General features: G+C 63.3%; 10 protein-coding genes. 7 read left to right on the top strand and 3 right to left on the bottom strand.

Translation table 11 applies throughout. The annotated features are described in order from the left end of the window. Positions 1–28 precede the first annotated feature (28 nt). The 6 genes from aroB to AC07VU_RS08825 all read left to right on the top strand — a co-directional run bounded on the left by aroB (position 29) and on the right by AC07VU_RS08825 (position 10,758). Positions 29–1,129: a 3-dehydroquinate synthase gene (gene aroB / locus AC07VU_RS08850; protein WP_087089784.1), complete on the top strand. Its 1,101-nt coding sequence runs from the start codon at positions 29–31 to the stop codon at positions 1,127–1,129. A 10-nt stretch (positions 1,130–1,139) separates the two neighbouring features. Further along, on the top strand, positions 1,140–2,729 hold the full coding sequence (locus AC07VU_RS08845) for an SPOR domain-containing protein (protein WP_495029744.1): 1,590 nt from the start codon (positions 1,140–1,142) through the stop codon (positions 2,727–2,729). Positions 2,730–3,079: 350 nt separating this feature from the next. Next, positions 3,080–7,525 (top strand): glutamate synthase large subunit, encoded by a 4,446-nt coding sequence (gene gltB, locus AC07VU_RS08840; protein ID WP_495029743.1) that lies wholly within the window; start codon positions 3,080–3,082, stop codon positions 7,523–7,525. Positions 7,526–7,558: 33 nt separating this feature from the next. Then, complete coding sequence (locus AC07VU_RS08835) at positions 7,559–8,977, top strand: FAD-dependent oxidoreductase (RefSeq protein WP_007925837.1); 1,419 nt, start codon at positions 7,559–7,561, stop codon at positions 8,975–8,977. Between the two features lie 233 nt (positions 8,978–9,210). Then, on the top strand, positions 9,211–10,278 hold the full coding sequence (hemE, locus tag AC07VU_RS08830; protein ID WP_007925835.1) for a uroporphyrinogen decarboxylase: 1,068 nt from the start codon (positions 9,211–9,213) through the stop codon (positions 10,276–10,278). Between the two features lie 132 nt (positions 10,279–10,410). Continuing rightward, the gene (locus tag AC07VU_RS08825) at positions 10,411–10,758 is read left to right on the top strand and encodes a YgiW/YdeI family stress tolerance OB fold protein (protein ID WP_007925834.1); all 348 of its coding nucleotides are present in this window, start codon (positions 10,411–10,413) and stop codon (positions 10,756–10,758) included. Positions 10,759–10,848: 90 nt separating this feature from the next. Here AC07VU_RS08825 and AC07VU_RS08820 read toward each other — a convergent pair whose 3' ends face one another. After that, entirely contained in the window at positions 10,849–12,060 is a 1,212-nt protein-coding gene (locus AC07VU_RS08820) for an MFS transporter (protein ID WP_495029830.1), read from the bottom strand. Between the two features lie 177 nt (positions 12,061–12,237). On the opposite strand from AC07VU_RS08820, the gene AC07VU_RS08815 reads away from it, so the two are divergent. Continuing rightward, positions 12,238–13,131: a LysR family transcriptional regulator gene (locus tag AC07VU_RS08815; RefSeq protein ID WP_274305313.1), complete on the top strand. Its 894-nt coding sequence runs from the start codon at positions 12,238–12,240 to the stop codon at positions 13,129–13,131. An 86-nt stretch (positions 13,132–13,217) separates the two neighbouring features. Here AC07VU_RS08815 and AC07VU_RS08810 read toward each other — a convergent pair whose 3' ends face one another. Continuing rightward, positions 13,218–13,664: a hypothetical protein gene (locus tag AC07VU_RS08810; RefSeq protein ID WP_007925830.1), complete on the bottom strand. Its 447-nt coding sequence runs from the start codon at positions 13,662–13,664 to the stop codon at positions 13,218–13,220. 42 nt (positions 13,665–13,706) lie between these two features. Then, positions 13,707–14,153: a hypothetical protein gene (locus AC07VU_RS08805; protein ID WP_495029742.1), complete on the bottom strand. Its 447-nt coding sequence runs from the start codon at positions 14,151–14,153 to the stop codon at positions 13,707–13,709. Positions 14,154–14,166: the final 13 nt, after the last annotated feature.

The raw sequence follows: 14,166 nt of genomic DNA, 5'->3' as shown, positions 1-14,166 counted from the left end.
CCAGCTTCCATCTTCACTGTGGGGACACATGCAGACACTTAAGGTCGATCTAGGCGAGCGCAGCTACCCGATTCATATTGGCGAAGGTTTGTTGGACCGGCCCGAGTTGCTGGCTCCGCACATCGCCGGGCGACAAGTGGCGATCGTTTCCAATGAAACCGTAGCGCCGCTGTACCTTGAGCGTCTGAAACGCAGCCTCGCCCAGTTCTCGGTGATCTCGGTGGTTCTTCCCGACGGCGAAGCGTTCAAGAACTGGGAAACCCTGCAACTGATTTTCGATGGCCTGCTGACCGCACGCCACGATCGCCGCACCACGATCATCGCCCTCGGCGGCGGGGTGATCGGCGACATGGCCGGCTTTGCCGCCGCCTGCTACCAGCGTGGCGTCGATTTCATCCAGATTCCTACCACCTTGCTGTCCCAGGTCGACTCGTCGGTGGGCGGCAAGACCGGTATCAACCATCCGCTGGGCAAGAACATGGTCGGCGCCTTCTATCAGCCGAACGTGGTGCTGATCGACACTGCCTCGCTCAATACCCTGCCGCCTCGGGAGTTATCGGCCGGCCTGGCGGAAGTTATCAAATACGGTCTGATCTGCGACGAGCCGTTCCTTACCTGGCTCGAAGACAACGTCGACCGCTTGCGAGCCCTGGACCAGCAGGCGCTGACCTATGCCATCGAACGCTCCTGCGCGGCCAAGGCGGCCGTGGTGGGCGCCGACGAGCGTGAGTCCGGTGTGCGCGCCACGCTGAACCTGGGGCATACCTTCGGCCACGCCATCGAAACCCACATGGGCTATGGTGTCTGGCTGCATGGTGAAGCGGTTGCTGCTGGCACCGTAATGGCGCTGGAGATGTCCGCACGCCTTGGCTGGATCACCGCCGAGGAGCGTGACCGCGGCATTCGCCTGTTCCAGCGCGCAGGCTTGCCGGTCATTCCGCCCGAGGAAATGACCGAAGCGGATTTTCTCGAACACATGGCAATTGACAAGAAAGTGATCGATGGTCGTTTGCGTCTGGTGCTGTTGCGCCGTATGGGCGAAGCCGTAGTGACCGACGATTATCCGAAAGAGGTTTTACAGGCCACGCTGGGAGCGGATTACCGCGCCCTGGCTCAGCTTAAAGGTTAATAAGATCCCCATGACTAGTTTGCATGCCGACGAGGCTTTCCTCGGCCACTATCAATTGAGCCATGACCCTTTCGCTCCACGGGTGCCTGGCTTCAAGTTTTTCCCCGCCCAGCGCAAGCCGGTGCTGGGGCAGCTGCATCACCTGGCGCGCTACAGCCAGCTGCTGCTGGTCGTGACCGGCCCGCAGGGCAGCGGCAAGACGCTGCTGCGTCAGGCGCTGGTAGCCAGCACCAACAAGCAGTCGGTGCAGAGCGTGGTGGTTTCCGCCCGTGGTGCCGGCGACGCGGCGGGCGTGCTGCGGCAGGTGGCCCAGGCGCTGAACGTCGAGCAGGCCGAAATCGGCCCGATCCTGGCGCAAGTGGTGCAACTGGCCCTGACCGGCCAGGAAGTCTATCTGCTGGTGGATGACGCTGAGCAGCTCGACGAGTCGGCGCTCGAGGCACTGCTGGCGCTCGCCGCCGGCGCACCGGAAGGTCGTCCGCATGTGTTCCTGTTCGGCGAGTCGTCGCTGATTGCCGGCCTGGAGCTGCTGAGCGCGGAAGAAGAGCGCTTCCATGTCATCGAACTGCAGCCTTACACCGAAGAGGAAACCCGCGAATACCTGGCGCAGCGTCTCGAAGGCGCAGGACGGGGTATCGAACTTTTCTCCGCGGATCAGATCAGTGATATTCACGAAGGCTCCGATGGCTGGCCTGGCAACATCAACCAGGTCGCCCGGGATGCAATGATCGAAGCCATGATTGCCAGCCGCTCAGCGGTCAAGCGTCCAAGTATGGGGTTCAACATGCCGAAGAAACACGTATTGGCGATATCCGCAGTCGTAGTGGTGGCCGTTGCCGCTGCCTGGCTGATGCCGGGTCGCAGCAAGGCACCAAGTACCACCGGTGCGCCAGCCAACGAACAGGCGCAGCTGCCGCTGGGCCAGACACCGCAACCGAACAGCAATGGCAGCCCGGCTGTCGAGTTCGCCGGTTCTTCCCAGCCAATGCCGCTGCCATTGGTCGGCCAGTCGCAACCGGTGATGCGCGGCCCTCTGGCCGAAGCCGCCGGCGGGATCACCGAGGGTGACGATGGCGTGCCGGTGGAAGGCTCCAGCGCCACGCCGCCGACCGTGACCACCATTGCACCGCCAGCCGGCGTGCCGGCCGGTCCGGCGCCGACGCCTGAAGCCCGTCCGACCCCGGCACCGACCCAGGTCGCTGCTGCCAAGCCGGCTCCAGTGGTCAAGCCTGCGCCTGCTCCGGTCAGCAAGCCGGCTGCACCGGCCGCCAAACCAGCCGAGAAACCTGTCACCGTAGCCAAGGCCGCCACCGGCGGTAGCTGGTACGCCGGTCAGGCGCCAGGCAACTACGTCGTGCAGATCCTGGGCACCAGTTCCGAAGCCGCGGCGCAGAGCTTCGTCAAGGAACAGGGTGCTCAGTACCGTTATTTCAAGAAAGTCCTCAACGGCAAACCGCTGTATGTGATCACTTACGGCAGCTTCAGCAGCCGTGATGCAGCCGTTACCGCTATCAAGGCCTTGCCAGCGAAGGTTCAGGCTGGTAAACCTTGGCCTCGCACTGTCGCCAGCGTCCAACAGGAACTGGCAGCAACTCGCTGAAGATTCGGCGGCCTTACCCAGGCCGCCTCTCCCAGCACCTCAAAAAAATCCGCATGCGCATGCTGCCTTCAAGGCCGCGTGCCTTGTGGTGTCTGCGTCACAGTAGCTTTTGAGTCGTCGCGGTCCGAACTAAAAAAGTTTTGACTAGCACAGCATATCGCTTTAAACCTTTCATAAATGCGACATAGATTTGCGACATTTCGTCGCCAAATTTGTGAGCGTCTGTGTCGGTGTGTACAATGACCTCCCTTTTGCCCCCGCAAAGCCGGCGTACGTTCGGCGTGGATGGTAACTGGTTGAATTGAAAAGAAATTTGTCTCGATAAGAGGCAGCCTGGTGAGAAAGTGTCTATGAAAGCAGGTCTGTACCAACCAGATGAATTCAAGGATAACTGCGGTTTCGGTCTGATAGCCCATATGCAGGGCGAACCCAGTCATACCCTTTTGCAAACGGCCATCGAGGCCCTGACCTGCATGACCCACCGCGGTGGGATCAACGCGGACGGCAAGACCGGCGACGGTTGCGGTCTGCTGATTCAGAAGCCTGACGCGTTCCTGCGAGCCATTGCCCAGGAAACCTTCAGTGTCGAATTGCCCAAGCAATATGCCGTGGGCATGGTCTTCTTCAACCAGGATCCGGCCAAGGCCGAAGCCGCTCGCGAGAACATGAACCGCGAGATCCTGGCCGAAGGCCTGCAACTGATCGGCTGGCGCAAAGTGCCGATCGATACCAGCGTTCTCGGCCGCCTGGCCCTGGAGCGCCTGCCGCAGATCGAACAGGTCTACATCGGCGGCGAAGGCCTGAGCGACCAGGACATGGCAGTCAAGCTGTTCAGTTCCCGTCGTCGTTCGTCGGTGGCCAACGCCGCCGATACCGACCACTACATCTGCAGCTTTTCCCACAAGACCATCATCTATAAAGGCCTGATGATGCCGGCGGACCTCGCCGCCTTCTATCCGGACCTGGGTGACCCGCGCCTGCAAACCGCGATCTGCGTGTTCCACCAGCGCTTCTCCACCAACACCCTGCCGAAATGGCCGCTGGCGCAGCCGTTCCGCTTCCTCGCCCACAACGGCGAGATCAACACCATCACCGGCAACCGCAACTGGGCCCAGGCCCGGCGCACCAAGTTCACCAACGACCTGATGGATCTGGAAGAACTCGGCCCGCTGGTCAACCGCGTGGGTTCCGACTCCTCGAGCATGGACAACATGCTGGAGCTGATGGTCACCGGCGGCATCGACCTGTTCCGTGGCGTGCGGATGATCATTCCGCCGGCGTGGCAGAACGTCGAGACCATGGACGCCGACCTGCGTGCGTTCTACGAATACAACTCCATGCACATGGAACCGTGGGACGGCCCCGCGGGCGTGGTCATGACCGACGGCCGCTACGCCGTCTGCCTGCTCGACCGTAACGGCCTGCGCCCGGCGCGCTGGGTCACCACCAAGAACGGTTTCATCACCCTGGCATCGGAAATCGGCGTCTGGAACTACCAGCCTGAAGAGGTGATCGCCAAGGGCCGTGTCGGCCCGGGCCAGATCTTCGCCGTGGACACCGAAACCGGGCAGATCCTCGACACCGACGCCATCGACAACCGCCTGAAGTCCCGTCATCCGTACAAGCAATGGCTGCGCAAGAACGCCCTGCGCATCCAGGCGACCATGGAAGACAACGACCACGGTTCGGCGTTCTACGACGTCGACCAGCTCAAGCAGTACATGAAGATGTACCAGGTCACCTTCGAGGAGCGCGACCAGGTGCTGCGTCCCTTGGGCGAGCAAGGCTACGAGGCGGTCGGCTCCATGGGCGACGACACGCCGATGGCCGTGCTGTCCCAGCGTGTGCGCACGCCGTACGACTACTTCCGCCAGCAGTTCGCCCAGGTCACCAACCCGCCGATCGACCCGCTGCGCGAAGCCATCGTCATGTCCCTGGAGATCTGCCTCGGTGCCGAGCGCAACATCTTCCAGGAATCGCCTGAGCACGCTTCCCGCGTGATTCTCAGCTCGCCGGTGATCTCGCCCGCCAAGTGGCGCTCGCTGATGAACCTCGACCGTCCGGGCTTCGAGCGTCAGGTCATCGACCTGAACTACGAGGAAAGCCTCGGCCTGGAAGCGGCGATCCGCAACGTCGCCGACCAGGCCGAAGAAGCCGTGCGCGCCGGTCGTACCCAGATCGTCCTCAGCGACCGCCATATCGCTCCGGGCAAGTTGCCGATCCACGCGTCCCTGGCCACCGGCGCGGTGCACCACCGTCTGACCGAGAAGGGCCTGCGCTGCGACTCCAACATCCTGGTGGAAACCGCCACCGCGCGCGATCCGCATCACTTCGCGGTGCTGATCGGTTTCGGCGCCTCGGCGGTCTATCCGTTCCTGGCCTATGAAGTGCTGGGCGACCTGATCCGTACCGGTGAAGTGCTGGGCGACCTCTACGAGGTGTTCAAGAACTACCGCAAGGGCATCACCAAGGGCCTGCTGAAGATCCTGTCGAAGATGGGTATCTCGACCATCGCGTCCTACCGCGGTGCGCAGCTGTTCGAGGCCATCGGCCTGTCCGAGGAAGTCTGCGAGCTGAGCTTCCGTGGCGTGCCGAGCCGCATCAAGGGCGCGCGTTTCGTCGACATCGAAGCCGAGCAGAAAGCCCTGGCTACCGAAGCCTGGAGCCCGCGCAAGCCGATCCAGCAAGGCGGCCTGCTGAAGTTTGTCCACGGTGGCGAATACCACGCCTACAACCCGGATGTGGTCAACACCCTGCAAGCCGCCGTGCAGCAGGGCGACTACGCCAAGTTCAAGGAATACACCGCGCTGGTGGACAACCGCCCGGTATCGATGATCCGCGACCTGTTCAAGGTGAAGACCCTGGACACGCCGATGGACATCAGCGAAGTCGAGCCGCTGGAATCGATCCTCAAGCGTTTCGACTCCGCCGGTATCTCCCTGGGCGCGCTGTCGCCGGAGGCCCACGAAGCCCTGGCCGAAGCCATGAACCGCCTGGGTGCGCGTTCCAACTCCGGTGAAGGCGGCGAAGACCCGGCGCGCTACGGCACCATCAAGAGTTCGAAGATCAAGCAGGTGGCCACCGGCCGTTTCGGCGTGACCCCGGAATACCTGGTCAATGCCGAAGTGTTGCAGATCAAGGTGGCCCAGGGCGCCAAGCCCGGCGAAGGCGGCCAGCTGCCGGGCGGCAAGGTCAACGGCCTGATCGCTAAGCTGCGTTACGCGGTACCTGGCGTGACCCTGATTTCGCCACCGCCGCACCACGACATCTATTCCATCGAAGACTTGTCGCAGCTGATCTTCGACTTGAAGCAGGTCAACCCACAGGCGCTGGTTTCGGTGAAGCTGGTGGCGGAAGCCGGCGTCGGCACCATCGCCGCTGGCGTGGCCAAGGCCTACGCCGACCTGATCACCATCTCCGGCTACGACGGTGGCACCGGCGCCTCGCCGCTGACCTCGATCAAGTACGCCGGCGCGCCGTGGGAACTGGGCCTGGCGGAAACCCACCAGACCCTGCGCGGCAACGACCTGCGCGGCAAGGTCCGGGTGCAGACCGACGGTGGCCTGAAAACCGGCCTCGACGTGATCAAGGCGGCGATCCTCGGCGCCGAAAGCTTCGGCTTCGGCACCGCGCCTATGATCGCCCTGGGTTGCAAGTACCTGCGTATCTGCCACCTGAACAACTGCGCCACCGGCGTGGCGACTCAGAATGAGAAGCTGCGCAAGGACCACTACATCGGTACCGTGGAGATGGTGGTGAACTTCTTCACCTACGTCGCCGAGGAAACCCGTGAGTGGCTGGCCAAGCTGGGCGTGCGTTCGCTGGAAGAGCTGATCGGTCGCACCGATCTGCTGGAAATCCTCGAAGGCCAGACCGCCAAGCAGCATCACCTGGACCTGACCCCGCTGCTGGGCAGCGACCATATCCCGGCGGACAAGCCGCAGTTCTGCCAGGTCGATCGCAACCCGCCGTTCGACCAGGGCCTGCTGGCCGAGAAAATGGTCGCCATGGCCAAGCCTGCGATCGCCGACCTCAGCGGTGCCGAGTTCGCGCTCGACATCTGCAACTGCGACCGTTCCATCGGTGCGCGGATCTCCGGCGAAATCGCCAAGGTCCACGGTAACCAAGGCATGGCCAAGGCGCCGATCACCTTCCGCTTCAAGGGCACTGCCGGTCAGAGCTTCGGCGTGTGGAACGCCGGCGGCCTGAACCTCTACCTCGAAGGCGACGCCAACGACTACGTCGGCAAGGGCATGACCGGTGGCAAGCTGGTGATCGTTCCGCCCAAAGGCAGCGCCTACAAGACTCAGGACAGCGCGATTATCGGCAACACCTGCCTGTACGGCGCTACCGGCGGCAAGCTGTTCGCCGCCGGCACCGCGGGCGAACGTTTCGCCGTGCGCAACTCCGGTGCCCACACCGTGGTGGAAGGCACTGGCGATCACTGCTGCGAATACATGACCGGTGGTTTTGTCTGCGTGCTGGGCAAGACCGGTTACAACTTCGGCTCAGGCATGACCGGCGGTTTCGCCTACGTGCTCGACCAGGACAACACCTTCGTTGACCGGGTCAACCACGAGCTGGTGGAAATCCAGCGGATCAGCGGCGAAGCGATGGAAGCCTATCGCAGCCACCTGCAGCGCGTGCTGGACGAATACGTCGAGGAAACCGGTAGCGAGTGGGGCCGTAACCTGGCCGAGAACCTCGATGACTACCTGCGTCGTTTCTGGTTGGTCAAGCCGAAGGCTGCCAGCTTGAAATCGTTGCTTTCCAGCACCCGTGCCAACCCGCAGTGATATGCGCCTGAAGAGTTTGATGAGGTTTTAACTATGGCTGAACGTCTGAATAATGACTTCCAGTTCATCGAGGTCGGGCGCAAGGATCCGAAGAAGAAACTGTTGCGTCAACGCAAGAAAGAGTTCGTGGAGATCTACGAACCCTTCAAACCCCAGCAGTCGGCCGACCAGGCCCACCGCTGCCTGGGTTGCGGTAACCCGTACTGCGAATGGAAGTGCCCGGTGCACAACTTCATTCCCAACTGGCTCAAGCTGGTGGCCGAGGGCAACATCCTCGCCGCCGCCGAGCTGTCGCACCAGACCAACACCCTGCCGGAAGTCTGCGGCCGGGTGTGCCCGCAGGACCGCCTGTGCGAGGGTGCCTGCACCCTCAACGACGGCTTCGGCGCGGTGACCATCGGTTCGGTGGAGAAGTACATCACCGACACCGCCTTCGCCATGGGCTGGCGCCCGGACATGTCCAAGGTCAAGCCGACCGGCAAGCGGGTCGCGGTGATCGGCGCGGGCCCGGCGGGCCTGGGCTGCGCCGACGTGCTGGTACGCGGTGGCGTGACCCCGGTGGTGTTCGACAAGAACCCGGAAATCGGTGGCCTGCTGACCTTCGGCATCCCCGAGTTCAAGCTGGAAAAGACCGTGCTGAGCAATCGTCGCGAAGTCTTCAGCGGCATGGGCATCGAGTTCCGCCTCAACACCGAGGTGGGCAAAGACGTGACCATGGAGCAACTGCTCGAAGAATACGATGCGGTATTCATGGGCATGGGCACCTACACCTACATGAAGGGCGGCTTTGCCGGTGAGGACCTGCCGGGCGTGCACGACGCGCTGGACTTCCTGATCGCCAACGTCAACCGCAACCTGGGCTTTGAAAAGTCGCCGGAAGACTTCGTCGACATGAAGGGCAAGAAGGTCGTGGTCCTCGGTGGCGGCGACACGGCGATGGACTGCAACCGCACGTCGATCCGCCAGGGCGCCAAGGCGGTGACTTGCGCCTATCGTCGTGACGAAGCGAACATGCCCGGCTCGCGCAAAGAGGTGAAGAACGCCAAGGAAGAAGGCGTGAAGTTCCTCTACAACCGCCAGCCGATTGCCATCGTCGGCGAAGACAAGGTCGAAGGCGTGAAGGTGGTCGAGACCCGTCTCGGCGAGCCGGACGCCCGTGGCCGTCGCAGCCCCGAGCCGATCCCGGGTTCCGAAGAGGTCATCCCGGCCGACGCCGTGGTCATCGCCTTTGGTTTCCGCCCGAGCCCGGCGCCGTGGTTCGAGCAGTTCAGCATCCAGACTGACAGCCAGGGCCGCGTCGTGGCGCCGGAACAGGGTCAGTACAAGCATCAGACCAGCAACCCGAAGATCTTCGCCGGTGGCGACATGGTGCGCGGTTCCGACCTGGTGGTGACGGCGATCTTCGAAGGCCGCAACGCCGCCGAAGGGATCCTCGACTACCTGGGCGTCTGATACAGCAAAGGCCATCCCTGTAGCCGCTGCCGCAGGCTGCGATAAGGCCGCAGGCCTTCAGCGATCTCACGATCCTGCGCCCGCGTTGCGGTCGTTCGCAGCCTTCGGCAGCGGCTACAGAAGCGGCACTTGTGGCGCGACAAATTGACCCGATAGATAAAAGGCACGGCTCTCGCCGTGCCTTTTGCGTCGCGCTCTGAGAAAATGCCCGCACTTTTTTTCCGGATGCCGACATGACTGCCCTGAAGAACGACCGTTTCCTTCGTGCCCTGCTCAAGCAACCCGTAGACGTCACCCCGGTGTGGATGATGCGTCAGGCTGGGCGCTACCTGCCTGAATACCGCGCCAGCCGTGCCAACGCCGGTGACTTCATGAGCCTGTGCATGAACCCGGAGTTCGCCTGCGAAGTCACGCTGCAACCGCTGGACCGCTATCCACAACTGGATGCGGCCATCCTCTTCTCCGACATCCTGACCATCCCCGACGCCATGGGCCAGGGCCTGTACTTCGAAACCGGCGAAGGCCCGCGTTTCAAGAAGGTCGTCAGCACCCTGGCCGATATCGAGGCCCTGCCGATCCCGGACCCGCACAAGGACCTGGGCTATGTGATGGACGCGGTCAGCACCATCCGCCGCGAGCTCAACGGCCGCGTGCCGTTGATCGGCTTCTCCGGTAGCCCCTGGACCTTGGCTACCTACATGGTCGAGGGCGGCTCGTCGAAAGACTTCCGCAAGACCAAGGCGATGCTCTACGACAACCCGCAAGCCATGCACCTGCTGCTGGACAAGCTGGCGCAGTCGGTCGTCAGCTACCTCAACGGCCAGATCAAGGCCGGCGCGCAAGCGGTACAGATCTTCGACACCTGGGGCGGCAACCTGTCGGCGGCGGCCTACCAGGAGTTCTCCCTGGCCTACATGCGCAAGATCGTCAGTGGCCTGATCCGCGAGCACGAAGGGCGCAAGGTGCCGGTGATCCTGTTCACCAAGAACGGCGGCCTGTGGCTGGAAAGCATCGCCGACGCCGGTGCCGATGCCCTGGGCCTGGACTGGACCTGCGACCTCGGCGAAGCGCGCCGGCGGGTCGGCAACAAAGTCGCCCTGCAAGGCAACATGGACCCGACCGTGCTCTACGCCAAGCCGGAAGCGATCCGTGCCGAAGTCGGGCGCATCCTCGCCAGCTACGGCAAGGGCAGCGGCCATGTGTTCAACCTTGGCCACGGCATCACTCCGGAAGTCGACCCAGAGCACGCCGGCGCTTTCCTGCGCGCGGTGCACGAACTGTCGGCGCAGTATCACCAGTGATCGCGACCCGATAACCAGGCCCGGCATTCGCCGGGCCTTTTTTTGCGCCCGGGAAACGGCCTGGCGGATTAAGTTTCAATTCAGCCTGAATGGTTAATCTGGCGCTATCGAAACCCACATTGGATCACTGCCATGAAAACCCGTTACCTCGTTCTGTTGCTCGCTCCGCTGTTCAGCACCGCCGCCCTGGCTGTCGGCTACACCGGTCCTGGTGCCCAGGCCGTCACCAGCGTCGCGGCGGCCAACGATGCCGCGGACGATACGCCGGTCGTGTTGCAGGGCCATGTGGTCAAGAAGCTGAACAATGACGACAAGTACGAATTCAAGGATGCCAGCGGCACCATCACCGTCGAGATCGACGACGAAGACCTGCCGCCAGTGGCGTTCAACGAGAAGACCCAGGTCAGGCTGACCGGTGAGGTCGAGAAGGGGTTGATGAAGCGTGAGATCGACGTCGACCTGGTGGAGATCGTCAAGTAAGCCGATCGACAGTCTTCAGCTATCGCCATGCCGGCGACCGGCCCCTGCGTATGGATCGCGGGGGTTGGTCGCCGGCATGTTGGTTTGCGACTACCGAGTGGCCAGTGGCGGCAGTTTGGCCAGCTTCAACGCCACCAGCAGTGCCACCACCAGCAGGGCGCTGATAAACAGGCCGATGCCGTTCCACCCGGCCATGTGCCAGAATACCCCGCCCGCCGTCCCGGCGATGCTCGACCCGGCGTAATAGCTGAACAGGTACAGCGATGAGGCCTGGCCCTTGGCCTTGAGGGCGCGCCGGCCGATCCAGCTGCTGGCGACCGAGTGGGCGCCGAAGAAGCCGAACGTGAAGATCAGCATGCCGATGATCACCACCGGCAACGCGCTGAGCATGGTCAGCGCGAGGCCGGCGAGCATCAGCGAGATGGTGGCCCAGAGCATTTTGCGCCGCCCCAGGCGGTCGGCCAGGGCGCCGATTTTCGCCGAGCTGTAGATCCCCGACAGGTACACCACCGACAGCAGGCCGACGAAGGCCTGATCCATGTGATACGGCGCGGCCAGCAGGCGATAGCCGATGTAGTTGAACAGCGTGACGAACGCGCCCATCAGCACGAAGGCCTCGAGGAACAGCAACGGCAGGCCGGCGTCGCGAAAGTGCATGGTGAAGCCGTCCAGCAGGCTGCGCGGGTGCAGCGAGCGGGCGCGGAAGTTGCGCGATTCGGGGAGGATTTTCCAAAACACCGCCGCCGCGATCAGCGCCAGGCCACCGATCACCAGCATCGCCGTGTGCCAGCTGACGAAGTCGATCAGTACCCCGGTGATCAGGCGTCCGCTCATGCCGCCGATGGCGTTGCCGCCGATGTACAGGCCCATGGCCAGGCCGATGTGCTGCGGGTGGATCTCCTCGCTCAGGTAGGTCATCGCCACCGCCGCCAGGCCGCTCAGGGACAGCCCCACCAGCGCGCGCATCAGCAACACGCCGTGCCAGCTCGGCATCAGGGCGCTGGCAATGGTGCACAGCGCGGCGGCGAACAGGGCGACCACCATCACTGGTTTGCGGCCGATGCGGTCGGAAATCGGTCCGGTGACCAGCAGACCGACAGCCAGCAGGCCGGTAGCGACCGAGAGGATCAGGCTGCTCTGCGCGGCGTTGATGGAAAATTCCCGGGACAGCAGCGGCATCATCGGTTGTACGCAGTAGAGCAGGGCGAAGGTGGCGAAACCGCCGCTGAACAGCGCCAGCACCGTGCGCATGAACATCGGCGTGCCTTTTTCGATGTAGACCTCGTTCAGTTGCGCGACCACCTCATCGAGGGCGGTGGGAGGGAGTTCGTGGGCGAGTGGAGCGACAGCGGTTTTCACGGGGGACCTCGGGGGAGCGCGGCCGGGCAGGTAATGGAAAAAAGCATATAGCTGGCTAATGTTTCTTTCCAATATATTGTTCGACCTGATTGATATGTTTTACGACCTAATGAGGCGATCATGGAATTGCGTCACCTGCGTTACTTCATCGCGGTGGCCGAAGAGCTGCATTTCGGCCGCGCCGCCCAGGTCCTGGGCATCTCCCAGCCGCCCTTGAGCCAGCAGATCCAGGTGCTGGAGCAGGAGGTCGGCGCGCGTTTGTTCGAGCGTACCAATCGTCGGGTCGAGCTCAGCGAGGCCGGCAGGCTGTTCCTGGATGAGGCACGACAGGTGCTGGCCCAGGTCGACAAGGCCGCGGATGTGGCCCGTCGGGCGCAGTTGGGGGAGCTGGGCGAGCTGAAAATTGGCTTCACCTCGTCGGCGCCTTTCAACTCGAGCATCCCCCAGGCGATCTTCGCCTTTCGCCAGCGCTTTCCCGACGTGCACCTGAAGCTGCGCGAGATGAGCAGCACCCAGGTGGCCGAGGCGCTGCTGGACGAGTCGATCCAGGTCGGGATCATGCGGCCGTTGCCGCTGCCGGATTCCTTGAGCGTGGTGGAGTTGCTGCGCGAACCGCTGGTGGCGGTGCTGAGTTCCAAGCACCCGCTGGTGGCCGGCAGCGAAGCCGGCCTGGCGCTGTCGGCCCTGGCCCACGAGCCCTTCGTGTTCTTCCCGCGCAGCTACGGCAGCGGCCTGTACGCGCAGTTGCTGACCCTGGCCCGGGATGTCGGCTTCACCCCGCACTTTGCCCAGGAAGCGGGCGAGGCCATGACCATCATCGGCCTGGTGGCGGCGGGGCTGGGTGTCTCGGTGTTGCCAGCGTCCTACCAGCGCATGCGCATCGACGGCGTGGTCTACCGACCGCTGCTGGACCCCGAGGCGGTCTCGGCGGTGTGGCTGGCGCAGCGCACCGATCAGCGCTCGCCAATGGCCAAGGCCTTTGTCGAGCTGCTGACCCGCAAGGCCGAGTTGTAAGTGAAAGGGCGCCGAAAGGCGCCCTTTGTCGTTTCCGAGGGAAGGAAACTGTGGATCAGGTCATGCCGATTTCACCGGCAGGCGCCTTACTCCACCTTCGCCAGGTCGCCGCGCAGCGCGACGCCTGCCATCAGGGCGCCCGCGTGGCATTCGTAGGTTTTCGCGTCCTTGCGCTCGTTGCTCTTGTAGAAGCTGGCGATGTCGGTCACGGCATTGGCGCCGACTTTCTTGGCTGCCTGGTGCAGGGTGATCAGCGCCGATTGCAGGACCCATTCGCAAGCCACTTCGTCGCTCTTGTTGAAGGCATTGGTCTTCTTGTTGGTGACTGCGCCGGCGCTGACCACCGTGACCTTGCCGGCTGGCTTGTTGCCGGCCAGGTAGAACTTCACGCTGCCGTCGATCTTGCCGGTGCTGATGGCTTCGGCGACGACCTTGTCGAACGGCAGGTACAGCGCGGTATCACGGGCCTGGCTGACGCCGGGCAGGGTGCAGAGCAGCAGGGTGGCGGCAGCGGCCAGGGTCTTCAGTTGCATGGTGGTCTCCTTGACATAGAAAGGGGGGGCGGCGGCTGGCGCTCAATTAGGCGCGGCAATCGCCTGGGCCGAGCTGGACAGCTGTTGCGCGGTCCGCTCGTTCTGGTTGTCCTTCAGCTCGCGCAGGATGCCCTTGTCCAGCAGGTGTACCCAGCGGATGTAGTTCTTGTGGATCTTGCCGTCCGCGTAGTTCATGCCACGGCTGTCGCGGTAGAGGATCTTGTAGTGAGTCGGTGTGTACTGGATGTCGATTTCCACGTGGTACTGCTCGCGCACGGTGATCTCGGCCTGGATCAGCTCCGGGCTGATGCGCTGCACGGTCCACTTGCGGGCGACCAGGTTTTTCAGGATCGCCTGTTTCATTTCCTCGTGGTCGGCCTTGAGGGTGGCGGGCAGGACCCGGTCCGGGGTGTACATGCGCTTGCTGGTGCACGAGACACAGGTCAGCAGGGCCAGCACGATCAGGCAGGCGCGAAGCAGGGAAGACATTCCATTTTCTCCG

It is taken from the genome of Pseudomonas sp. GW821-FHT02B10 (assembly GCF_059421865.1).
Note: the sequence above shows the minus strand (reverse complement) of the source record. Positions and strands in the feature narration are given on the sequence as shown.